Origin of the sequence: Pseudomonas taiwanensis DSM 21245 (assembly GCF_000425785.1) — a bacterium.
In the GTDB taxonomy this organism is placed as follows: domain Bacteria; phylum Pseudomonadota; class Gammaproteobacteria; order Pseudomonadales; family Pseudomonadaceae; genus Aquipseudomonas; species Aquipseudomonas taiwanensis.
Genome location: NZ_AUEC01000025.1, coordinates 21,986 through 45,401, shown reverse-complemented (window position 1 = coordinate 45,401; position 23,416 = coordinate 21,986). Strand labels below are relative to the sequence as shown.

Below are 23,416 nucleotides of genomic sequence, written 5' to 3'. Positions count from 1 at the left end.
ACGAAATGGATCCGTTGAAGGAAAACCAGGACAAGTACATCGTCCCGGGCCTGGAGCGCGGCCTGCTGTTGCTGTGCGAATTCAGCCGGCAGAACCGCACCCTGACCGCCCCCGAACTGGCCCGGCGTCTGTCGCTGCCACGCTCGACCATCTTCCGCCTGCTGACCACCCTGGAAACCATGGGGTTCGTCACCCGCAGCGGCAACGAATACCGCCTCGGCATGTCGGTGCTGCGCCTGGGCTTCGAGTACCTGGCCTCGCTGGAGCTGACCGAGCTTGGCCAGCCGTTGCTGGCGCGGCTGTGCGATCACCTCAACTACCCCAGCAATCTGGTGGTACGCGATGGCCGCTCAATTGTCTACGTGGCCAAGGTCTCGCCGCCTTCGGTGTTCTCCAGCGCGGTCACCGTGGGTACCCGCCTGCCAGCCCATGCCACCGTGCTCGGACGTATCCTGCTGGCCGACCTGAGCCTGGCCGAACTGCGTGAGCTGTACCCCGAAGAGCATCTGGAGCAGTACTCGCCGTGCACGCCCAAAACCGTGCTGGAGCTGTTCGACCTGGTGCAGGCCGACCGCCTGCGTGGCTATGTCAGCGGCGAGGGCTTCTTCGAGTCGACCATCTCCACGGTGGCGGCGCCGGTGCGCGATGCCAGCGGCCAGGTAGTCGCAGCCCTCGGCCTGACCATCCCCACGGTGCAGATCGGCCACGTCAACTTCGACAACCTGCTCGGCCAGGTGCGTGGCAGCGCCGACGAACTGTCGCGCCTGCTCAACTACCGACCCGGCAGTGGCCATGTCACCGCGTTGATGAGGGACTGAGATGAACCCCTATCGACTTCACGACAGCACGGTGATCGTCACCGGCGGCTCGTCCGGCATCGGCTACGCCTGTGTCGAACTGCTGCTCGAAGCCGGCGCCCGCGTAGCCTTCTGCGGCCGCAACGAAGAGCGCCTGCGCAGTGCCGAAGCACGCCTGCGCGAACGCTTCCCCGAGGCCCACTTGCTGGCTCAGGTGTGCGACGTGCTGGATGCCGGCTCGGTGCAGGCATTCGCCGCCGCCAGCCTGGACGCGCTGGGCCCGGCCCAGGCACTGGTCAACAACGCCGGACAAGGCCGTGTGTCGACCTTCGCCGACACCACCGACGAGGCCTGGAACGAAGAACTGCAGCTCAAGTTCTTTTCCGTCATCAACCCGGTGCGCGCCTTCATGGCGCAGCTGCAGGGCCAGCAGGATGCCTCGATCGTCTGCGTCAATTCGCTGCTGGCAAGCCAGCCCGAGCCGCACATGGTCGCCACCTCCGCGGCCCGCGCCGGGCTGAAGAACCTGGTGCGTTCGATGGCCTTCGAGTTCGCCGAACACGGCATCCGGGTCAACGGCATTCTCATCGGCCTGGTCGAGTCCGGGCAATGGCGCCGCCGCTTCGAGGCCCGCGAAGAACGCGACCTGAACTGGTCGCAATGGACCGCGCAGCTGGCGCAACGCAAGCACATACCCCTGGGCCGCCTTGGCCTGCCGAAGGAAGCGGCGCAGGCCATCCTGTTCCTGGCTTCGCCGCTGTCGGCCTACACCACTGGCAGTCATATCGATGTATCCGGAGGCCTGTCCCGCCATGCGTAACGAAAACACCGTCACCGTCGGTGCCGTCATCACCGCGTTCCTCGAACAATGCGACGTCAAGGCTGCGTTCGGGGTGATTTCGATCCACAACATGCCGATCCTCGATGCCTTCGCCGTACGCGGCAACATCCGCTTCGTCATGGCCCGTGGCGAAGCCGGCGCCACCAACATGGCCGATGCCTATGCCCGCAGCAGCGGCGGCCTGGGCGTCTGCCTGACCTCCACCGGCACCGCCGCTGGCAACGCCGCTGGGGCCATGGTCGAGGCACTGACCGCCGGCACGCCATTGCTGCATATCACCGGGCAGATCGAGACCCCCTACCTGGACCAGGAACTGGCCTACATCCACGAAGCCCGCGACCAGCTGACTATGCTCAAGGCCGTGTCCAAGGCCGCGTTCCGTGTGCGCAGCGTGGAGACTGCACTGAGTACCCTGAAGCTGGCCGTGCAGACCGCCCTCACCGCCCCGACCGGCCCGGTGAGCGTGGAAATCCCGATCGACATCCAGTCGGCTTTCATCCCCATGCCGACCGACCTTTCACCGCTGCCGATTCCAGTCGCCGCGCCTGCCGCCGAAGCCCTCGACCTGGTCGCCGAGCGACTGGCCAGCGCCCGCCGTCCGCTGTTGTGGCTCGGCGGCGGCGCCCGCCATGCCGGGGCGCAGGTCAAGCGTTTGCTGGCGATGGGCGTCGGCGTGATCACCTCGACCCAGGGCCGTGGCGTGGTCAACGAAGACGACGAGCGTTGCCTGGGTGCGTTCTCGCAGAACAAGCTGGTCGAAGGCTTCATGCAGACCTGCGATGCACTGGTGGTGGCCGGCTCGCGCCTGCGCAGCAACGAAACCTTCAAGTACGCCCTGAAGCTGCCACGCACCACGCTGCGCATCGACGTCAACCCGGCCATCGAAGGCCGCAGCTACCCCAGCGACCTGTTCGTTTGCGGCGATGCCGCCCTGGCCCTGGAAGGCCTGGCCGATCGTCTGCAGGGCCGGTTGAACATCGACCCGAACTTCATCGACGAGCTCAAGGCGGTGCGTGCCCAGGCTCGCCAACAATTGGTGGCCGACCTCGGCCCGTACTCGGCCATGGTCGAACAACTGCAGGCCCAGACCGGCCGCAACTTCACCTGGGTACGCGACGTCACGCTGTCCAACAGTATCTGGGGCAACCGCCTACTCAACCTGTACCACCCGCTGTCAGGCGTGCACGCCCTGGGCGGTGGCATTGGCCAGGGCCTGGCAATGGGCATTGGTGCGGCGGTAGCCGCCGCTGAAACCGCGCCGGGGCGCAAGGTCTTCGCCCTGGCCGGTGACGGTGGTTTCATCCTCAACCTGGGCGAACTGGCGACCTTGGTCCAAGAAAAGGCCAACGTGGTCATCCTGCTGATGAACGACCAGCGCTACGGCGTGATCCGCAACATCCAGGACGCCATTTACGGCGCCCGCCACGCCTATGTCGATCTGCATACCCCCGACTACAGCAAGCTCGCCGAATCCCTTGGCCTGCGCCACGGCCTGGTCAAGGACCTCAAGGATTTCAGCAGCGTCCTCGGTGGCGCCCTGCAGACCAACGGCCCATTCCTGCTGGAAGTGGACATGCTCAGCGTCGGCGGCTTCGCCACCCGCTTCGCCGGCCCGCCCAACAGCGAAACCAAGGCGCAGAAGGCCACGGCCTGAGGACCCCGTCATGCTCAACATCACCATGATCGGTTGCGGTGCCATTGGCATCAGCGTGCTCGAACTGCTGGAGAAAGACCCGCAGTTGCACGTTGACGCGGTGATCGCCTCGGCCGGTTCCGAAGACCTGGTGCGTCAACGCCTGGCCAGCTTCCGTCAGCCGCCGACAGTGCTCACGGCGCTACCGGCCGACGCCCGTCCCGACCTGCTCGTCGAGTGCGCCGGCCACAAGGCCATCGAAGAGCATGTGCTGCCGGCACTGGAGCGTGGTATCGCCTGCCTGGTGGTCTCGGTCGGGGCGCTCTCCGAACCTGGCCTGGTCGAGCGCCTGGAAGCGGCAGCGGCACGAGGTAACACCCGCATCGAGCTGCTGCCTGGCGCCATCGGTGGCATCGATGCGCTCTCGGCCGCCAAGGTCGGCGGCCTGGACACGGTCGACTACATCGGCCGCAAGCCGGCTCGGGCGTGGAAGAACACGCCTGCCGAACAGGTCTGCGCACTGGACGAGCTGCGCGAGCCAACGGTGATCTTCCACGGCAGCGCCCGAGAAGCCGCACAGCTGTACCCGAAGAACGCCAATGTCGCCGCGACCCTGTCGCTGGCTGGCATCGGCCTGGACCGCACCCGGGTGACGCTGATCGCCGACCCGCTGAGCGAGGACAACGTCCACCACTTCGAAGCCCGTGGCGCCTTCGGCGGTTTCGAGATGAGCCTGCGCGGCAAGCCGCTGGAAGCCAACCCGAAAACCTCGGCGCTGACCGTGTACAGCGTGGTCCGCGCCTTAGGCAACCACGCCCACGCCATATCCATCTAGGGGACTGTCAATGACTCTGGAACAGACCTTACCCATTTGCATCGCCGGCACCTGGCGTCTGGGCGGCGGCGAGCGCTACGCCACCTGCTACCCAGCCACGGGCGAGCCGGTGGCCTGGCTCAACGCCGCCAGCCTGGACGACGTCGAGGCCGCCGTGCAGGGCGCGCATCAGGCCTTCCTGCACAGCGGCTGGGCACAGCGCAAACCCCACGAGCGCGCAACGGTGCTGTATCGCATCGCGGGGCTGATCCGCGAACGCGCCGAGGAGCTGGCACAGTTGCAGCGCCAGGACAACGGCAAGCCAATCGGCGAGACCCGCGCCCTGGTCGCCAGCGCCGCTGGCACCTTCCAGTTCTTCGCTGCGGCCTGCGAAACGCTGGAAGAAACCATCACCCCATCACGCGGCGACTTCGTCAGCATGAGCGTCTACGAGCCGATGGGCGTAGTCGCGGCGATCACGCCATGGAACTCGCCGATCGCCAGCGAAGCGCAGAAGGTGGCCCCGGCCCTGGCCGGTGGCAACGCCGTGGTGATCAAGCCGGCGGAAATCACCCCGCTGCTGGCCCTGCAACTGGCGCGTATCTGCGAGGAGGCCGGGCTGCCTAAAGGGCTACTCAGCGTGTTGCCGGGCAAGGGCTCGGTGCTGGGCGACGCCCTCACCCGCCACCCGCTGGTCAAGCGTGTGTCGTTCACCGGTGGCACCCGCACCGGCAAGCACATCGCCCATATCGCCGCCGACAAGATGATGCCAGTGTCCCTGGAGCTGGGCGGCAAATCACCGACCATCGTCCTCGACGACGCCGACCTCGACCACGCGGTGGCCGGGGTGCTGTATGGCATTTTCAGCTCCTCGGGCGAAGCCTGCATCGCCGGTTCCCGGCTGTTCGTCGCCCGCTCCTTGTACGAGCCGTTCATGGCACGCCTGACTGCCGCTGCCGCACAATTGCGCGTGGGCGACCCGGCCGACGAACGTACGCAGATGGGTCCGCTGATCAGCGCCGCCCACCGCGAATCGGTGGAGCGCTACGTCGCCCTGGGCCTGGCCGAAGGTGGCCGCCTGCGACTGGGTGGCGAACGCCCCGCAGGTGGCGTGTTCGACCAAGGCTACTTCTACCCACCGACCATCCTCGAGGGCCTGGGCAATCACCAGCAGGTCTGCCAGGAAGAAATCTTCGGTCCGGTGCTGGTGGCCATGCCTTTCGACAATGAAGAAGCGCTGATCACTCAGGCCAACGACAGCCTGTACGCCCTCGCCGCCGGTATCTGGAGCCGTGACTACAAGCGCGCCTGGGCACTGGGCCGCAAGCTGCAGGCCGGCACCGTGTGGATCAACACCTACAAGCAATTTTCCATTTCGACCCCCTTCGGCGGCTGGCGCGACAGCGGCCTGGGCCGCGAAAAAGGCCGCCTCGGCATCCTGCAATACATGGAACAGAAGAGCCTTTACTGGGGCATGAACGATCAACCGCTGGCCTGGGCCGGACTGGAGACAGGACAATGAGCGTACTGGGCATCGACGAAGTCACCTACGGCGTGGAGGACCTCGCCACCTGCGCACGCTTCTTCACCGATTGGGGCCTGACCCAGGTCAGCGAGCACGACGATGAAGTGATCTTCGAAACCCTCAACGGCTGCCGCGTGGTACTCGCCGCCCACGACAAGCCGGGCTTGCCACCGGCCATCGAGCCTGGCTCGACCGTGCGTGAGGTGGTCTGGGGTGTTGAGAGCCAAGCCGACCTTGCGCTGTACAGCCAGCGTATCGCCAACGACCCAGGCTTCGTCGAGGGCAACGGCCGCATCGGCTGCACCGACCCCAACGGCCTGGCCATCCGCTTGCAGGTCACTCGCAAGCGTGCGCTGGACATCGAGTGCAGCGGCCACAACACCTGGCAGACCAAGGGCCGCATCAACAAGCCATCGCCCATCTACGACCGCGCCACGCCGATCGAGGTCGGCCATGTGGTGTTCTTCGTCAAGGACGTCAACGCCTGCGAAGCCTTCTACCACGAGCGCTTCGGCTTCCAGGCCTCGGACCGCTACCCCAACCGTGGTGCCTTTCTGCGTACTGCCGAGGAAGGCGGTCATCACGACCTGTTCATGCTGCAACTACCCGCACCGCGCGCCGGACTCAACCATGTAGCGTTCACCGTGCGCGACCTGCACGAGGTATTCGGTGGTGGCATGCACATCTCCCGCTGCGGCTGGGCCACCGAAATCGGCCCCGGCCGCCACCCGGTGTCGTCGGCCTTCTTCTGGTACTTCAAGAACCCGGCCGGCGCCTTGGTCGAGTACTACGCCGACGAAGACCAGCTGACCGGCGAGTGGCAACCACGCGAATTCGAACCGGGCCCAACGGTCTTTGCCGAATGGGCCATTGCCGGCGGTATCGACGGCAACACCCGGCGCCAGCAGCACGTCGAAGCGCCACAAGGCAAATTCCTCACCGACAAGCCAAAGAACAATTGAGGTGCATTCCATGAGCACGACCGAGGTTTACCTGCAGCCGCACCAGGCGCGCAAACGCCCCAACACGCCGTTCGAGGACCTGCTCGGCGACTCCATCGAACGCGCCTACGGCAATGGTGTGAGCGAACTGGGCGAGCTGCTCGCCCACCTCAACCTGGCCGGCCCGCCCTGCCCGCTGACCAGTGGCGAGTGGACCGAAGACGCTTTCAAAACCCTGATGGCTCGGCTGGGCGAGTGATCCGCTGGAGGTAGAACAAGATGAACATGCACGTAACCGTCGATCCTGTTGAGCAACACCTGGCCAACGGCCTGAAAGACCTCTGGTTCCCGGTTTTGCCGTCGGAACTGCTGGGCGAGAAACCCGTCTCGATTCGCCGCCTGGGCTACAAGATCGCCCTGTGGCGCGACAACGATGGCAGCGTCCATGCCCTCGAAGACCACTGCCCGCACCGTGGCGCGCCGCTGTCCCAAGGGCCGGTGCTGGGCGATCGCCTGCAATGCCCTTACCACGGTGTGGAAGTGCGCTGCGACGGCACCGTGACCAAAGTGCCCGGCAGCCCCGGCTGCAAGCTCGAAGGCAGCCGCCCGACGCGAATGTTCCACACCCGCGAGGCGGCGGGCGCGATCTTCCTGTTCAACGCCGCCGACCCGCATCTGGAAACGCCTCCGGCGCTGGTACTGCCCGAGCAGTTGACCTCGCCCGAGTGGAGCAGCTTCCTCTGCTACACCGAGTGGAAAGGCGATTATCGCTATGTGCTCGACAACGTCATGGACCCAATGCACGGCACCTACCTGCACAAGATGTCCCACTCCATGAGCGAAGGCGAAGCCACCGCCAAGTTCGTCACCCGCGACACCGAGCAAGGCTTCTTCTTCGAGAAGGAGGGCCAGCGCGGGGTGAATTTCGACTGGACCGAATTCCTCGACAACGGCTGCCACTGGCTGCGCCTGGAAATCCCTTACCCGAAGACCGGCGGCCCTGGCGGCAACTTCACCATCATCGGCAGCTACACCCCCAGCAGCCGTGCCCTGTCCGCCGTGTTCCACTGGCGCGCCCGTCCACTGACCGGCTGGCAGCGCGACACCTGGCGCTTCCTCTACAAGAACCGCCTGGAGGCCCGCCACTGGGCGGTGCTGGAGCAGGACCGGGTGCTGCTGGAATTCATGGAGCCGGACGCCAACCAGCGCGAGAACCTCTACCAGCACGACCTGGGTGTGGTGCGCCTGCGCCGTTACCTGAAGAGCAAGGCCAAGGAGCAACTGGCCCTGATCGAAACCAAGCAACTGGGCTGAGGTGACCGATGTCCAACTCCTCCACCATCAGTGCCCTGGTGCACACCCTGCGCCATGAAGCCGAAGGCATCATCAGCGTCGAGCTGCGCCCTTGGGGCGACACGGTGTTCGCGCCGTTCGAGGCTGGCTCGCACATCGACCTGCACCTGCCCAACGGCCTGGTGCGCAGCTACTCACTGCTGAACGCGCCGAGCGATCAGGGCCGTTACGTGGTCGGTATCCTGCGCGACCGCGCCAGCCGCGGGGGCTCACGCTACATCCACGAGCAACTGCGGGTGGGCATGCAATTGCAGATCTCGCAGCCGCGTAACAACTTCGCCCTGGACACCCGCGCCAGCCACAGCGTGCTGGTGGCCGGTGGCATCGGCATCACGCCGATCTATTGCATGTTCCGTCAACTCTTGGCGCTCGGCAGGTCGGCCGAGCTGATCTATTGCGCCCGTTCGCGCAAGGAGGCGGCGCTGCTGGAGGACATCGCCGGGCTTGGGGCGAAGGTGGTCTACCACTTCAATGACGAAAAGGGCTGTCTGCCGGACTTGGCGGGCTACCTGGCCGGGCGCCCGAGCGACACGCACTTCTACTGCTGCGGACCGACGCCGATGCTCGATGCCTTCGAGCAGGCCTGCGAAAACCTGGGCTACCCCCATGCCCACATCGAACGCTTTACGGCTGTGGAAGTGGCGCCGTCCGAGGATGCCCAGGTCAGCTACAGTGTCGAGCTGAGCCGGTCGGGCAAGACAGTCACCGTCGAGCCTGGGTTGAACCTGCTGGATGCACTGCTCGAAGCAGGCTGCGACATCGACTACAGCTGCCGCGAAGGCGTGTGTGGTTCATGCGAGACACGGGTCATCGAAGGCGATATCGACCATCGTGACGGTGTGCTGACCAAGGCCGAGCGCGCCGCCAACGGTTCGATGATGGTGTGTGTGTCCGGGTGCAAGAGCCGGCGTTTGGTGCTAGATCTTTAAAGTAAATCTCGTGCTTGCTCACGCGTCGTTTGAACCGGCCCTCACGGCCGGTTTTTTTTGCGCCTGGTTAGGGGGGCGTGCATTTAGCGGGTTCACCCGTGAACCGGCCTGAACGGGCAACAGAACCACGCTGGTGCACATTCGCCCATTCGCTGGGCAGATCGGTAACCCAACTTCCGGCCTGTTCCAGATACGGCACAAAATAATGCGTTTCAAATATAAATAACTGTTTTACATGGATATTTTACAACTTTAAAACACTGGCACAAAACCTGCTCCATTCCCTGTGCAAAACAACATATCACCCCTGAAACAAAAAACCCGCAATCCAGGGCGACGCTCCCTTATTGCCTGGGGAAAACTACTTAATCTTGCAGGGCATGGCATGAACAAATATGTGATAAGCCTCGGTTTCATTCTCGGCAGTTGCGCAAGTCTCGCCTCCGAACCCGGCCCCGCCGCCCCCGACCAGCCGCCAGCGGTCAAGAAGCCGTTCCCACACATCGCCTGGCGCAGTGACGATGGGCAAAGCAGCCTGGATATCGGCGGAGCCCTGCGCATCAACTACCGCGACGAGCACTGGGACACCACCGAGAACAATGGCCGCTTCCTGTTCGACACCTTCCGCCTGGATGTCCAGGCCAGCCACCGCCAGTTATTCAGCGATGTCGGCTACTGGTTCCAGGATGACGGCAAACGCTCCATCGACCGCGGCTTCGTCGGCTACCGCCTCAGCCCGCAAGCCAACCTGCAACTGGGCGCGCCGTTCAAACCCTTCGGCCTGGAACCCTACCCGCAATTTGGCTGGAGCTATCACATTCCATTTTTCATGGGCTACGGCGTGAGTGCCGGTACGGGCCTCAAATACAGCTACAAGGATGATCGATGGGACCTGCAGTTGGGGTACTTCCCGCGCATGTTGCCCTCCAGCCTGCGTTACTCGCCAGAAGTCGGGCGCTATGCCGACTTGAACGACAACGCCGTTCCCTTCACCCAGTCTCGCCAGGACAACGAAAAGCGCCACCAGGTCAACGCGCGCGTGGCCCGCACGTTCAGTGGCGAAGGTTGGAAATCCGAACTCGGCGCGTCGCTGGCAGCGGCTGAACTGTACAACGCCACCACTGACGATGACGGCGACTACTGGGCTGGCGGCGTGCATGCCCTATTCAATCACGGGCCATGGACAATCACTGGCCAGGCGATCCGCTATGCGTACGACCCGAAGAACCCGACAGGGGTCAGTGACGACGCCGTATTGATGGGAGGCAACGGCCTGACGCCGGCCTACCTGATTGCCTCGAAGGCGACCATCGGTGCGGTGAACGTCGGCTACGACGTGTTCACGCCCAACCTGGGGCAATTGAAGAAGATCAAGTTCTACACCGACTACAGCCGGATGATGAAAGATAAAAGCGGTTGGGACGACTCGCAGATGTTCACGGTCGGCGCCCAGTTCCTGGCCATGCCGATCATGGCCTGGGTCGATTTGACCTGGGCACGCAATGCCAACCCTTTCGGCGGCGCGGAGAACGGGACCGGTTGGACCAGCACCCGCTCGGTGGGTAGCAATGACTGGTATTACCGGACCAATATCAATATTGGGTATTATTTTTGATGGGCTTGTCGGTGGCATTGTGCCGCGTTTGAGATCGAGCGCCGCCCGCGCGGCGCATCGCGAGCGCCTACGTTTGTTTCGGGCCAATTATGCCTGCGCGAATTGCGCGCGACGTACACACAAGGCGGTCGCGCGCACCTGTCACAGGCGTTATTGGCCGAATACAAACGTAGGAGCGAGCGTAGCTCGCGATGCGCCGCGCGGGCGGCGCTCGGTTTCGAATACGCAACAAAACGCTCGGCATGCCCCAGGTGGCCCCTACCCAATCTCAATCGGTACAGACACCCAAGCCAAACCGCATTACGATAGGCAGCCCTCCCGACACGTAACGCCCCATGCCCCCCGAGCAAACCCCAGCCTACAAGATCGTGCTCTGGCGCCTGGAGCAGGATGCCCAAGGTTACCCACCCGCGTCGGTCGAAGGCCTCTGGGCAAAGCCCACCGTAGCTGGCTACAAGGTCGACAGCATTCCCTTCTATGCCTACGGCATCGCACCCGGCGACACCATCAGCATCCGTGAAGACGGCGAACAATGCTGGTTCGAAACCCTGCTGCACGGCGGCGGTGCTTCGGTGTTCCGCATCCTGGTAAAAGCCGCAGGCGACCTGGAACAAGTGCGCGCAGCGCTCGAGGATTTTGGCTGCCCCTGCGAAGTCGAAAAGGCGGTAAGGATGCTGGCCGTCGAAGTCCCGCCTGCACGTTCACTCGACACCGTGCTCTACTATCTGCTGACCCAGCGCGAAGCCGGCACACTGGACTTCGAGGAAGGCGTGCTGCGCCACACCATCCCCGAAGAGTTCCGCTAAGCGCTTACGCCTCGGCCAACCGTGCCGCCGGCTTGCGGAACACGAACAGCAGACCGACCACGATCAGCCCCATGCCCAACAAGCTGAGCGGCGCCAGGCGGTTACCGAAGATCAGCAAGTCCATCACCGCCGTCACCGCAGGCACCAGGTAGAACAGGCTGGTGACGTTGACCAGGTTACCCCGCGCAATCAGCCGGTACAGCAGTAAGGTGGCCAGCAACGACACCACCAGCCCCATCCACAGCAGCGCGCCGATGAAGCCACCGCTCCATTGCACATGCAGCGGTTGCAGCGGTGCGAATAGCCCGCACAGGGCAAAACCGGCCAGGTACTGCAGCGGCAAGGTGCCCATGGGGTTGTCGGTGATGCGCTTTTGCAGGATCGAACCCAACGTCATGCTGGCCAGCGCCAGCAATGCGAACAGCATGCCGGCCAGCGATACCCCGCCCAGGTTGATGCCCTGAAACACCACCATCACCAACCCGCCAAGCCCCAGGCCCAGACCGAACAGCCGGCTCCAGGAACGCTGGCGTTCCATGATCACCACGGTGAGGATCGGTTGCACGCCCATCACCGTGGCCATCACCCCAGGGGTGACGTGGGTGTCGAGCGCCAGCAGGTAGAAGATCTGGTAGGCGCCCAGCAGCACGCAACCGGTGCCCAAGGCCCGCAGCACCGCCGCACAGCCTCGCGGCCAACGCAGTCCGAGCAACGGGCTGATCAGCAGCAGACCGGCCAAGGCCAGCGCCGAGCGCAGCAGGAGAAAGGCAAACGGGCTGGCATGGGCCAGACCGAGCTTGGAAACGATCGCACCGCTGCTCCACAGCAGGACGAACACACTGGTCGTGGCCGCCGAGGCCACGGACGCTTTGGAAAAGACAGACATGTATGCCACCTGTAATCGGGCAAAAAAGCCGAACGGAGGGCGTGTGCTTCAGTGAGGGAAGTCGCCGACCGTGTTCAGTAGGTTGCGGGTGCGAAGGGAGACGGCCAGAAGCCGATCAGCCCAGCACGACCCCGCAGCGAGGCGGAGCTACGCCGCCTACGACGCCACTGACAGGTGGTGGGTAATGACTGATCATGACCGGCTGCTGACTGCCACGCACGCCCCTGCCCGCGACTGGCGCGATGGCGAAGCATGTGGTGGTAGGGATGGCAGGCATGAACAGGGTCTTCGAGGAAATGACTGCGAAGGACTATAGCGGTGGATTGTTCCTGCGACAAGCACTCGATGAGCGGTGGCAGCGGCCTTGTGTCGCGAAAGGGCCGCCACGCGGCCCCAGGGCGACCTTTCGCAACAATCAGAACAACCAGCGATACAGCAAGTACGCCACCACCACTGCCAGCACTGGCCGCAGGATGCGGTAGGCCTTGGGGTTGGCGCGTTTGAACTGCTTCATGCGGGTGCTGATCTTGTTGCTGAAGCGCTTGCTCCAGGCGTACGCCTGGTTGATGCCGCCAACACGCTCGTCATCGGTGTTCTGCGGCGCGGTGGCACGCCCGAGGAAGGCGCTGACCTTACGGTTGATGCGGGTCATCAGCGAGCTGCTGAGCGGGCGCTCGATGTCGCAGAACAGGATCACGCGGGTGACGTCGGTTTCATTCTTGACCCAGTGCACGTAGGTCTCGTCGAACATCACGTCCTCACCGTCACGCCAGGCATACACCTGCCCGTCGACATAGATACGGCAGGCATCGGAGTTCGGCGTGGACAGCCCAAGGTGATAACGCAGGGAGCCGGCGAACGGGTCGCGGTGCGGGTTCAGGTGGCTGCCTCCGGGCAACAGCGCAAACATCGCGCCCTTGACGTTTGGAATGCTGCTGACCAGCTCGACGGTCCTGGGGCACAGTGCCTCGGCCGATGGCAGCGGCTTGTCGTACCACTTCAGGTAGAAGCGCTTCCAGCCTTTCTTGAAGAACGACCCGAAGCCAGCGTCGTTGTCCTTCTCGGCAGCGCGAATGTAGCCCTCGTCGAACAGGCGCATGGCCTCTTCGCGGATTTCCTGCCAGTTATCCTTGAGCACATCCAGCTCAGGAAAGCGTGTGCGGTCCAGGTAAGGCTTGGACGGCACTCCGGAGAACAGGTACATCAGCGCGTTGTAGGGGGCGAACAGTGCCGAATGGTTGACGAACTGGCGCAACACCGGGAGCCGCGCCTTGCCACGCAGGTGCACGAACAGCACGCTGCCGAAGAACACCAGCAGCACACCTGCCTTGGCGACGAAGGAAAAGGTCATGCAACACTCCTTGCTGAGCAGCAGGCCAGCGCTGCCTGATGCTGACGAAAATCATCCGGCCATCATAAACCGATCCCGCTCCGGTAAAAACAACCGGAACGGGATGGCTGTATTAAAGATTTTGTAATAAACCGGTTCGCCGAGTATTGCCCGGTGTCAGCTTACTGCTGGTTTTCCTGCTCGCTGAACATGTCGCTGAACAGCATGCTCGACAGGTAGCGTTCGCCGGAGTCGGGCAAAATCACCACGATGGTCTTGCCCTGCATCGCCGGCTTTTCGGCCAGGCGCACCGCCGCCGCCATGGCCGCGCCGCAGGAGATGCCGCAAAGAATGCCCTCTTCGCGCATCAGGCGGATGGCCATGGCCTTGGACTCTTCGTCGGTGACCGTCTCCACCTGGTCGACGATCGACAGGTCGAGGTTCTTCGGTACGAAGCCTGCGCCGATGCCCTGGATCTTGTGCGGGCTGGGCTTGAGCTCTTCGCCGGCCAGGGTCTGGCTGATCAGCGGCGAAGCCACCGGCTCCACGGCCACCGAGAGGATCGACTTGCCCTGGGTGTGCTTGATATAGCGCGATACACCGGTAATGGTGCCGCCGGTGCCAACGCCTGCGACCAGCACGTCGATGGCGCCGTCAGTGTCGTTCCAGATTTCCGGGCCGGTGGTCTTTTCGTGGATCGCCGGGTTGGCCGGGTTGTCGAACTGGCCGGGCAGGAAGTACTGAGCAGGGTCGCCAGCGACGATTTCATTGGCCTTCTCGATCGCCCCCTTCATGCCCTTGGCAGGCTCGGTGAGCACCAGTTCGGCACCAAGGGCCTTGAGCACCTTGCGTCGCTCCAGGCTCATGGACGCCGGCATGGTCAGGATCAGCTTGTAGCCTCGGGCCGCTGCAACGAAAGCCAGGCCGATACCGGTGTTACCCGAGGTGGGTTCGACGATGGTCATGCCCGGCTTGAGCTTGCCGCTGCTCTCGGCGTCCCAGACCATGTTCGCGCCAATCCGGCATTTCACCGAATAACCAGGGTTGCGCCCTTCGATCTTGGCCAGGATGGTCACCCCACGCGGGGCGATGCGGTTGATCTGCACCAGCGGCGTATTGCCGATGGAATGGGCGTTGTCTGCGTAGATACGGCTCATGGCAGTGTCCTTGAACATGAGATGCAGGGAAAGACTTCAAGGTTAAGCCTGCCCCGGTGGCCAGTAAAGCCTGTTCGAACTCCCCCGCCAGCCCCGTGGTCCACCCTTCAACCTGCCCAGGAGAGCCCCAATGACCGCTCGCTACCGTTGGCCGCTGGTCGGCCTGGCCAGCCTGCTCGTGCTGCTGGCGGCCCTGCACCTGGCACTGCCTTACCTGGTGCGCGACTACCTCAACGAAAAACTTGCCGATATGGGCGACTACCGCGGCCAGGTCAGCGATGTGGACCTTGCCTGGTGGCGAGGGGCCTACCAGATCAACGGCCTGAAGATCGTCAAGACCACCGGCAAGGTGCCAGTGCCCCTGCTCGACGCCCCCCTGATCGACCTCTCGGTGAGCTGGCGTTCGCTGTGGTATGACCGGGCAGTCGTCGCTGAGGTCACCTTCGTGCGCCCCGAGCTTAACTTCGTCGATGGTGGCAACAAACAGTCCTCGCAGACCGGCCAGGGTACCGACTGGCGTCAACAGCTGGAAAAGCTGCTGCCCATCACCCTCAATGAGGTACGTATCGAAGACGCCACCCTGAACTTTCATAACTTCAACTCCAGACCGCCGGTCGACCTCAAGGCCACCCAGCTCAACGCCAAGGTGCTCAACCTGACCAACGTACGCAACGAAAAAGGCCGTCGTGACGCCCGTTTCGACGGCAGCGCTCGCTTGCTGGGCGATGCGCGGGTAGAAAGCCGCGCGACCTTCGACCCGTTCAGCGACTTCGACAACTTCGAATTCCGCCTGCGTGCCACCGGCATCGAACTGCGCCGACTGAACGACTTTGCCAGTGCCTACGGCAAGTTCGACTTCAATGCCGGCCATGGCGACCTGGTGATCGAAGCCCAGGCCAGCGACGGCAGGCTAAGCGGCTACATCAAGCCGCTGCTGCGCGATGTCGATGTGTTCGACTGGCAGCAGGATGTCGAGAACAAGAACAAAGGCTGGTTCCGCTCGATCTGGGAGGTGCTGGTCGGTGCCAGCGAAACCGTGCTGAAAAACCAGCCCAAGAACCAGTTCGCCACCCGCGTGGAACTCAGTGGCAGCGTACACAAGCAGGATGTCAGCGCCTTCGAGGCCTTCCTGCAGATACTGCGCAATGGCTTCATCGAAGCATTCAATGCACGTTATGAGCAGCCTTCTCCTGATTCCGACTGAATATTAGCGCGACGCACCATTCAGAGACTGAATGCCCGGTCTGCGTTTCCAGCTGCCTGGGCGCGGGTTATAGTCGCTGGCAAATGACAAACCTGTGTTGTCCGTTTCGGCCCTGTCGCCGACAACCCGGCTCCCTCCGGTACGCCGCGAGGGCCAGTACGGACACCCACCGAGGAGCGGTTCATGAAGTTCGAAGGTACCCGTGAATACGTCGCCACAGACGATCTGAAACTGGCAGTCAACGCAGCGATCACCCTGGAGCGCCCGTTGCTGGTCAAGGGTGAGCCGGGTACCGGCAAGACCATGCTCGCCGAACAACTCGCCGCCTCCTTCGGCGCCCGTTTGATCACCTGGCACATCAAATCCACCACCAAGGCCCACCAGGGCTTGTACGAGTACGATGCGGTCAGTCGCCTGCGCGATTCGCAGCTGGGCGTGGACAAGGTCCACGACGTGCGCAACTACCTGAAAAAGGGCAAGCTGTGGGAGGCGTTCGAGGCTGACGAGCGGGTGATCCTGCTGATCGACGAAATCGACAAGGCCGACATCGAGTTCCCCAACGACCTGCTGCAAGAGCTCGACAAGATGGAGTTCTACGTCTACGAAATCGACGAGACCATCAAGGCCAAGCAGCGCCCGATCATCATCATTACCTCCAACAACGAAAAAGAGCTGCCCGACGCCTTCCTGCGCCGCTGCTTCTTCCACTACATCGCCTTCCCCGATCGCGACACGCTGCAGCAGATCGTCGACGTGCACTTCCCGAACATCAAGCAATCGCTGGTCAGTGAAGCGCTGGACGTGTTCTTCGATGTGCGCAAGGTACCGGGCCTGAAGAAGAAGCCGTCTACCTCCGAGCTGGTCGACTGGCTGAAGCTGCTGATGGCCGACAACATCGGCGAAGCGGTGCTGCGCGAGCGCGACCCGACCAAGGCCATCCCGCCGCTGGCCGGGGCATTGGTGAAGAATGAACAGGATGTGCAACTGCTGGAGCGCCTGGCCTTCATGAGCCGACGCGGCAACCGCTGACAGGAGCCGGCCATGCTGCTCAACCTGTTCAATGAAATGCGCGCGGCCAAGGTACCGGTGTCGGTGCGCGAGTTGCTCGACCTGCTCAATGCCCTGCAAAAGCGTGTGGTGTTCGCCGACATGGACGAATTCTACTACTTGGCACGGGCCATCCTGGTCAAGGACGAGCGTCATTTCGACAAGTTCGACCGGGCGTTCTCGGCCTACTTCAAGGGCCTGGAAAACCTCGACCGACACCTTGAGGCGCTGATCCCCGAGGACTGGCTGCGCAAGGAGTTCGAACGCTCGCTCAGCGATGAGGAAAGGGCGCAGATTCAGTCCCTGGGCGGCCTGGACAAGCTGATCGAGGAATTCAAGAAGCGCCTCGAAGAACAGAAGGAACGCCACGCCGGCGGCAACAAGTGGATCGGCACCGGCGGCACAAGCCCGTTCGGCTCGGGCGGGTTCAACCCCGAAGGCATTCGCGTGGGCGAGGCCGGCAAGCGCCAGGGCAAGGCGGTCAAGGTCTGGGACCAGCGCGAGTACAAGAATCTAGACGACCAGGTCGAACTCGGCACCCGCAATATCAAGCTGGCCCTGCGCCGCCTGCGCAAGTTCGCTCGCGAAGGCGCCGCCGAAGAGCTTGATATCGACGGCACCATCGACCACACCGCCCGCGATGCCGGGCTGCTGAACATCCAGATGCGCCCCGAGCGGCGCAATACGGTCAAGCTGTTGTTGCTGTTCGACATCGGCGGTTCGATGGACGCCCACGTCAAGGTGTGCGAAGAACTGTTCTCGGCCTGCAAGACCGAGTTCAAGCACCTGGAGTATTACTACTTCCACAACTTCGTGTACGAGTCGGTGTGGAAGAACAACCTGCGCCGCACCTCGGAGCGCTTCTCCACTTTCGACCTGCTGCACAAGTACGGCGATGACTACAAGGTCGTGTTCGTCGGGGATGCGGCGATGGCACCTTACGAAATCACCCAGCCCGGTGGCAGCGTCGAGCACTGGAACGAAGAAGCCGGGTATGTGTGGATGCAGCGCTTCATGGAGAAATTCAAGAAGATCATCTGGATCAACCCCTATCCTAAGCAAGCCTGGGACTACACGGCTTCGACGCATCTGGTACGGGATCTGATCGAGGACAAGATGTACCCGCTGACCTTGCAGGGGTTGGAGGATGGCATGCGGTATCTGTCGAAGTAGGCTCGGTCGATAGCGGCCCTGTCGCCACGGGTCGTCGGGGCGACAGGGCCTTTGGCGTTACCCCCAACGGCGCAGGTAAGCCTGCTGCTCCCGCCAGGCATCCTCCTGAAGCACTGCCCTGAACCGCACCGTCGCCCCCGGCATGCACTGGGCCAATCGCGCCAGTGCCAGCGGCGTCAATGCCCCCAGTCGTGGATACCCACCAATGGTCTGACGGTCATTGAGCAGCACGATCGGCTGCCCATCCGGTGGCACCTGCACGGCTCCCAGGGGGATACCCTCGGAAATCATCGGCGCGCCCTGGTAGACCAATTGCGGTCCCAACAGGCGAATCCCCATGCGATCGGCGCGGCTGTCCAGCGTCCAGTCCGAATTGAACGCCTCGAACAGACTGGTGCCGCTGAAATCCCCGATCTGCGCGCCCATCACCAGGTCCAGAACAGGCTTTGCGCCATAGCCTGGACGCAGCGTTTCGGGCACCTCACTCAAGGCCGATGCGCTGCCTTCGAACGTCAGCACCTGCCCCTTGCTCAAAGGCGCCCCGCAACCATCGACGCCGCCCAATGCTTCACGCACGACCGTGGCGCAGCTACCCAGGACAGCTTCGGCATCGACCCCACCGGGCACCGCCAGGTAGGCTCGAACGCCCTGTTTAGGCTGCCTGAGTGTCAGCCGCTGCCCTTTGGCCAGCGTGAACGCGCGCCAAGGCGATAAAGGTTGATCGTCAAGCCGCGCATCCAGGTCAGCGCCGGCCAGGGCCAGCACGCAATCCTGCTCGGCCAGGACGGTAAAACCGCCCAGCGCCACTTCGATTACCGGCGCGCCCAATGGATTACCCAGCAGCCAGTTGGCCCAGTACATCGCCACCCAATCCAACGCCCCGCCCTGGGTCACCCCCAGATGCCGGACGCCAAAGCGCCCTGCGTCCTGCACCTGGCACAGCGCGGTGCTGGTTTCGATCCTCAACTGCTTCATGCCTGTGCCTCCAGCGGGCTGTCATCGCCACCCAACGCCAGGAACCGGGCATGGGTGACCGCCACGAAGCGCACCCGGTCACCCGGTTGCAGCAAGCTGTAGCCCTCGCGTTGTCGGTCGAACAAACGAACCGGGGTGCGCCCGATCAAGTTCCAGCCCCCTGGCGATACTGCCGGGTAGGCCGCGGTCTGGCGCTCGGCAATACCGACGCTGCCCGCCGCCACGCGTTTGCGCGGAGTGCTCAGGCGTGGCGAGGCCAAGCGCTCGTCCACCAGCCCCATGAAGCCGAAACCGGGGGCGAAGCCCAAGGCGAAAACCGGGTATTCGCGCTCACTGTGCAAACGGATCACCTCGTCCTCGGACAAGCCGCTGCGGGCGGCCAGCACCGGCAGTTCAGGGCCGACACTGGCGTGGTACCACACCGGAATCTCATGCCGATACCCGCTGTTGCCTGTATCTGGCTGCACACCTTCCAGCGCGTGTACGATCAACCTCCTCGCCTCTGCCGGCGCCAGGTCGCACTGCACCATCAACGTGGTATAGGACGGCACCAGATCCACCAGGCGCTCACCGAAGGCCGCCCGAAGCCGCTGGCTGGCCGCCAGGATCCACGGCATGTTGGCTTCGTCGATGGCGTCGAACAGGCGCACCATCAGGCTGTCGATGGCCACGACCTCGATACGCACCTTCATGCGCGCTCCAGCGCATCGAGGGCTTGGCGAATCTGGCGCACGGCGGCCACGGAGCTGTCGTTGTCGCCGTGCACGCAGAGGGTGCTGGCGTTCAGGCGCAGCGCGCTGCCATCGCTGGCGACCAGGGCCTCGCCATGGGCCAGGTGCAGGGCCTGTTCGACCACCAGCGCCGGGTCGTGGTGAACAGCGCCCGGCAAGCGGCGGGAGACCAGATGCCCACTGGCTGTGTAGGCGCGGTCAGCGAACGCCTCGAACCACAGCGGCACGCCAATTTCATCACCCAGCGCCTGGGCCGCGCTGTCGTCGGCGGTGGCCATCAGCATCACTGGCAAACCGGCGTCATAGGCCGCCACGGCTTCGAGTACGGTGCGCAGCTTGATTGGGTCGGCCATCATGTCGTTGTACAGCGCACCATGGGGCTTCACGTAAGCCACCCGGCCGCCAAGCACCCTGCAGATGCCGTCCAGCGCACCGATCTGGTAATGCAACAGATCGCGGATTTCCTCGTTGCTGCAGGCCATCGACCGGCGACCGAAGCCAACCAGGTCTGGATAGGCCGGATGGGCACCGATGGTCACTCCGTGATCCAGCGCCATGGCCACGGTACGGCGCATGATGCTCGGGTCACCGGCATGGTAACCACAGGCAATGTTGGCGCAGTCGATGTAAGGCATGACGTCAGCGTCCAGGCCCATGCGCCAGTTGCCGAAACTCTCACCCATGTCGCAATTGAGTAGCAGGCGTTTCACCTTGCGTGCTCCCGTGTCGATGTTCATATGCCTACCTTAACGTGCCTGAAGCTGTTTGCCGCGGGTTTCCGGCAGGCTCAGCGCCGCCAGGATCACCACGCCGTACGAAACTGCGGAAAACACGCCAATGCCCAGCCCCAAGGGCACCTTCTGGCCGAGCAGCCCGATCATCAACGGGAACAGCGCGGCGATCACCTTGCCGATGTTGTAGCAAAAACCCTGCCCCGATCCCCGGATACGCGTGGGGAACAGTTCGGTCAGGAACGCCCCCATGCCGCTGAAGATGCCCGAGGCGAAGAAGCCCAGTGGGAAGCCCAACCACAACATCACGCCATCGCTGACCGGCATCTGCGTGTACAGCAGCACGATGACGAACGAACCCACGGCGAACAGGATGAAGTTCTTCTTGCGCCCCAGCAGATCGGACAGGTATGCACTGACCACATAGCCCACGTACGAGCCAACGATCACCATGGCCAGGTAACCGCCCGTGCCCAGCACGCTCAGGCCGCGCTCGTTCTTGAGGAACGTCGGCAGCCAGGAGGTAATGGCGTAGTAGCCGCCCAGGGCGCCAGTGGTCAGCAGGGAGGCTCGCACGGTGGTCCAGAGCATGCCGGGGGCGAAGATCTCGTAGAAATGCGCAGGCGCCTCGGCCTTTTCCACCGCCTTGGCCGCACGATAGACCTCCGGGTCCTTGACCAGACGACGGACGAAGATCACGAACACCGCCGGCACCAGCCCCAGCAGGAACAACGCCCGCCAGGCTTGCTCCGCCGGCAGCCAGGAGAACAGCAGCGCGTACAAAATCGCCGTGAGCCCCCAGCCGATGGCCCAGCCGGATTGCACCATGCCCACCGCCTTGCCACGGTCCTGGGCGCGGATCACTTCGCCGATCAGCACCGCGCCAGCGGTCCACTCGCCACCGAAACCGAAGCCCATCAAGGTACGGGCAATCAGCAACTGCTCGTAGTTCTGGGCGAAGCCGCACAGGAAGGTGAAGAAGGCAAACCACAGCACCGTCAGTTGCAAGGTGCGCACGCGACCGATGCGGTCGGAGAGAATACCGGCGATCCACCCGCCAATGGCTGAGGCGATCAGGGTGCTGGTATGAATCAGCCCGGCCTCGGTGGTGCTGATGCCCCACATCAGGATCAGCGTGGGAATGACGAAGCTGAGCATCTGCGTGTCCATGCCATCCAGGCCATAGCCAATCTTGCAGCTCCAGAAGGTGCGTCGTTGCTGTTTGTCGATGTCGCGATACCAGGCCAATGGCCCGGTCGAGCTGGGGGAAGACACCTGTTGCACGCCGGATGGGTTCATGCTTGCCTCGGCTTGTTGGTATTGTTTTATGGACGACGTCTGGCGTCGCGGCCTGTCACCATTGTTCAGAGGCCGTGCGGCTTGAGTCCAACGAGAAAAACCGCCGGTCTGGAACAAGAAAAACTGATCATGAACCTCCGTTTCCTCGAAACCTTCGTCTGGGTCGCGCGGCTCAAGAGCTTCCGCCTCACCGCGGACAAGCTGTTCACCACCCAGGCCTCGGTCTCCAGCCGTATCGCCGCGCTGGAGGCGGACCTTGGGGTTAAGCTGCTGCTGCGCGACTCGCGGGGCGTCAGCCTCACACCGGAAGGCAGCAAGGTGCTGGAGTACGCCGAGCACATGCTCGATACCGCCAAAGCGATGAAACAGTCGCTGGACAGCGACCGGACCAAGGTCGGACGCATTCGCATCGGGGTGATGGACACGGTGATCCACACCTGGATGAGCGCGCTGGTGGCCGAGCTGACCGAGCGCTATCCGCACGTGGAAATCGAACTGGTGGCCGACACCGCGCTGAACCTGCGCGAACAGCTGCAAAAGGGCTTTCTCGACGTGATTCTGCAGACCGACCTGCTGCGCGAGCAGTCGATTCGCAGCCTGGACCTGGCCCGTTACCCGATGGGCTGGGTGGTGGCCACAGGCTCCAGCCACCACCGCGAATACGCCTCGCTCGCCGAACTGGGACGCGAACGGATCGTCACGTTTTCCAGAAATTCGCGGCCACATCAGGAAGTGCTCAGCCTCCTCCAGGGCGCGGGGTGCGAGATGCCCCGGTTGAACTGCGTGAACTCGGTGGCGGCGATTACCCGGCTATTGCGTGACGGCTTTGGTATTGGTGCGCTGCCGCCTGCGCTGGTGGATGCGGAACTGAGTCGCGGCGAGCTGGTGTTGATCGAAGGCCTGCAACCGCCGCCGAGCCTGGAACTGGTGGTGGCGTGGCAGACCGGGGTGGCCTTGGTCGACGAAGTGGTCAGGGTGTGCAGGCAAGTGCTGGAGGGCTATGCGCGGGATGTCGGCGGCCAGCGGATCGTGCTGGTCTGACGGTCTTGTCGCCCAGGACGCCCCTGTAGCGGGTGCGTTGCAGGCGCTGGCGACAATCGACTAGCGCCAGCTCTCTTTGACTGCCTTGCGCCGTCCACCCAGAATCACCCAGCCAAGCAGCACCAGCAGGCTCTCGACGGCAAACGCCAGCACGAATCCAGTGCCGATCCCCCAGCCAATCGCTTCAGGCACCAGCAGAAGCTGGTAGCTGTAGCCCTTGAGCGTCTCCTCGCGCAGTTGTGGCTCTGGCTGCACCAGCACATGCCAGGTGCGGCTCACCCACGAGCCTTGCAACGCCTGCCATTCATCCTCGAGCAACTGGTTGCGAATCAACAGGCTCTCGATGCTGTTGGCATCGCTGTTGAACACCGGGTCGTCGCTGCCGCGATAGTGCTTGAGCAATGCCTGCAGGTCACCGTTGAAGAACCGCTCGGCCGTCTGCTTGAAACCGTCGAGTGCCTGGCGCGACTCGAACAGGTGCGCCTCGACCCGCTGGGTGTAGTCCTTGACCAGCCCCGGAACCTGGATACCGGCCAGCAGGCCGAACGTGAACAGCAGCAACCGCAGATAACTTCTGAACATGCAGCG

At 63.5% G+C, this 23,416-nt stretch carries 23 protein-coding genes; 15 read left to right on the top strand and 8 right to left on the bottom strand.

Translation table 11 applies throughout. From position 1 onward, the window contains the following. Positions 1-5 precede the first annotated feature (5 nt). From H620_RS0112210 to H620_RS0112160, 11 genes are all read left to right on the top strand, one after another. Entirely contained in the window at positions 6-818 is an 813-nt protein-coding gene (locus H620_RS0112210; RefSeq protein ID WP_027907431.1) for an IclR family transcriptional regulator, read from the top strand. Position 819: 1 nt separating this feature from the next. Next, complete coding sequence (locus H620_RS0112205) at positions 820-1,617, top strand: SDR family oxidoreductase (protein WP_023381735.1); 798 nt, start codon at positions 820-822, stop codon at positions 1,615-1,617. Beyond that, positions 1,610-3,292, top strand: a complete 1,683-nt coding sequence (locus H620_RS0112200) for a thiamine pyrophosphate-binding protein (protein ID WP_023381736.1) — start codon at positions 1,610-1,612, stop codon at positions 3,290-3,292. The genes H620_RS0112205 and H620_RS0112200 overlap by 8 nt, the downstream gene beginning before the upstream one ends. A gap of 10 nt (positions 3,293-3,302) precedes the next feature. Beyond that, a complete protein-coding gene (locus H620_RS0112195; protein ID WP_023381737.1) occupies positions 3,303-4,106 on the top strand; it encodes an aspartate dehydrogenase in 804 nt (267 codons plus the stop codon). A gap of 10 nt (positions 4,107-4,116) precedes the next feature. Next, complete coding sequence (locus H620_RS0112190) at positions 4,117-5,607, top strand: aldehyde dehydrogenase (RefSeq protein WP_027907430.1); 1,491 nt, start codon at positions 4,117-4,119, stop codon at positions 5,605-5,607. Then, positions 5,604-6,572, top strand: a complete 969-nt coding sequence (locus tag H620_RS0112185) for a VOC family protein (RefSeq protein ID WP_023381739.1) — start codon at positions 5,604-5,606, stop codon at positions 6,570-6,572. The genes H620_RS0112190 and H620_RS0112185 overlap by 4 nt, the downstream gene beginning before the upstream one ends. Before the next feature lie 10 nt (positions 6,573-6,582). After that, positions 6,583-6,810 (top strand): recombinase-like helix-turn-helix domain-containing protein, encoded by a 228-nt coding sequence (locus tag H620_RS0112180; RefSeq protein ID WP_023381740.1) that lies wholly within the window; start codon positions 6,583-6,585, stop codon positions 6,808-6,810. A gap of 20 nt (positions 6,811-6,830) precedes the next feature. Further along, positions 6,831-7,865: an aromatic ring-hydroxylating oxygenase subunit alpha gene (locus H620_RS0112175; protein WP_023381741.1), complete on the top strand. Its 1,035-nt coding sequence runs from the start codon at positions 6,831-6,833 to the stop codon at positions 7,863-7,865. An 8-nt stretch (positions 7,866-7,873) separates the two neighbouring features. Further along, entirely contained in the window at positions 7,874-8,833 is a 960-nt protein-coding gene (locus H620_RS0112170; protein WP_023381742.1) for a PDR/VanB family oxidoreductase, read from the top strand. Positions 8,834-9,218: 385 nt separating this feature from the next. Beyond that, positions 9,219-10,448 carry a hypothetical protein gene (locus H620_RS0112165; protein ID WP_027907429.1) on the top strand — a complete coding sequence of 410 codons (1,230 nt, stop codon included), beginning with the start codon at positions 9,219-9,221 and terminating at the stop codon, positions 10,446-10,448. Positions 10,449-10,783: 335 nt separating this feature from the next. Continuing rightward, positions 10,784-11,254, top strand: coding sequence for a DUF4265 domain-containing protein (locus tag H620_RS0112160; protein ID WP_027907428.1), 471 nt, complete (start codon positions 10,784-10,786; stop codon positions 11,252-11,254). 4 nt (positions 11,255-11,258) lie between these two features. Here the strand turns inward: H620_RS0112160 and H620_RS0112155 are convergent, their stop codons facing one another. The 3 genes from H620_RS0112155 to cysK all read right to left on the bottom strand — a co-directional run bounded on the left by H620_RS0112155 (position 11,259) and on the right by cysK (position 14,627). Beyond that, a complete protein-coding gene (locus tag H620_RS0112155; protein ID WP_027907427.1) occupies positions 11,259-12,140 on the bottom strand; it encodes a DMT family transporter in 882 nt (293 codons plus the stop codon). Between the two features lie 415 nt (positions 12,141-12,555). Next, positions 12,556-13,491: an aspartyl/asparaginyl beta-hydroxylase domain-containing protein gene (locus H620_RS0112150; protein WP_023381746.1), complete on the bottom strand. Its 936-nt coding sequence runs from the start codon at positions 13,489-13,491 to the stop codon at positions 12,556-12,558. 161 nt (positions 13,492-13,652) lie between these two features. Then, the gene (gene cysK, locus H620_RS0112145; RefSeq protein WP_027907426.1) at positions 13,653-14,627 is read right to left on the bottom strand and encodes a cysteine synthase A; all 975 of its coding nucleotides are present in this window, start codon (positions 14,625-14,627) and stop codon (positions 13,653-13,655) included. 130 nt (positions 14,628-14,757) lie between these two features. On the opposite strand from cysK, the gene H620_RS0112140 reads away from it, so the two are divergent. The 3 genes from H620_RS0112140 to H620_RS0112130 all read left to right on the top strand — a co-directional run bounded on the left by H620_RS0112140 (position 14,758) and on the right by H620_RS0112130 (position 18,051). Beyond that, positions 14,758-15,831 (top strand): AsmA family protein, encoded by a 1,074-nt coding sequence (locus tag H620_RS0112140; RefSeq protein ID WP_023381748.1) that lies wholly within the window; start codon positions 14,758-14,760, stop codon positions 15,829-15,831. Positions 15,832-16,014: 183 nt separating this feature from the next. Further along, complete coding sequence (locus H620_RS0112135) at positions 16,015-16,860, top strand: AAA family ATPase (protein ID WP_023381749.1); 846 nt, start codon at positions 16,015-16,017, stop codon at positions 16,858-16,860. A 12-nt stretch (positions 16,861-16,872) separates the two neighbouring features. Continuing rightward, on the top strand, positions 16,873-18,051 hold the full coding sequence (locus H620_RS0112130) for a vWA domain-containing protein (RefSeq protein WP_023381750.1): 1,179 nt from the start codon (positions 16,873-16,875) through the stop codon (positions 18,049-18,051). 57 nt (positions 18,052-18,108) lie between these two features. On the opposite strand, the gene H620_RS0112125 is transcribed toward H620_RS0112130, so the two are convergent. From H620_RS0112125 to H620_RS0112110, 4 genes are read right to left on the bottom strand one after another with little or no spacing between them, the layout of a single operon-like run. Continuing rightward, positions 18,109-19,026, bottom strand: a complete 918-nt coding sequence (locus H620_RS0112125; RefSeq protein ID WP_023381751.1) for a 5-oxoprolinase subunit C family protein — start codon at positions 19,024-19,026, stop codon at positions 18,109-18,111. Then, entirely contained in the window at positions 19,023-19,718 is a 696-nt protein-coding gene (gene pxpB, locus H620_RS0112120) for a 5-oxoprolinase subunit PxpB (protein WP_023381752.1), read from the bottom strand. The genes H620_RS0112125 and pxpB overlap by 4 nt, the downstream gene beginning before the upstream one ends. Then, positions 19,715-20,494: a 5-oxoprolinase subunit PxpA gene (locus H620_RS0112115; RefSeq protein ID WP_027907425.1), complete on the bottom strand. Its 780-nt coding sequence runs from the start codon at positions 20,492-20,494 to the stop codon at positions 19,715-19,717. Before H620_RS0112115 ends, pxpB begins: the two co-directional genes overlap by 4 nt. Positions 20,495-20,503: 9 nt before the next feature. Then, positions 20,504-21,787 (bottom strand): MFS transporter, encoded by a 1,284-nt coding sequence (locus tag H620_RS0112110; RefSeq protein WP_027907424.1) that lies wholly within the window; start codon positions 21,785-21,787, stop codon positions 20,504-20,506. 129 nt (positions 21,788-21,916) lie between these two features. On the opposite strand from H620_RS0112110, the gene H620_RS0112105 reads away from it, so the two are divergent. Further along, positions 21,917-22,828: a LysR family transcriptional regulator gene (locus H620_RS0112105; RefSeq protein WP_023381755.1), complete on the top strand. Its 912-nt coding sequence runs from the start codon at positions 21,917-21,919 to the stop codon at positions 22,826-22,828. A 60-nt stretch (positions 22,829-22,888) separates the two neighbouring features. Here H620_RS0112105 and H620_RS0112100 read toward each other — a convergent pair whose 3' ends face one another. Next, positions 22,889-23,410, bottom strand: a complete 522-nt coding sequence (locus H620_RS0112100; protein WP_023381756.1) for a DUF2937 family protein — start codon at positions 23,408-23,410, stop codon at positions 22,889-22,891. Between the last annotated feature and the right edge of the window lie 6 nt (positions 23,411-23,416).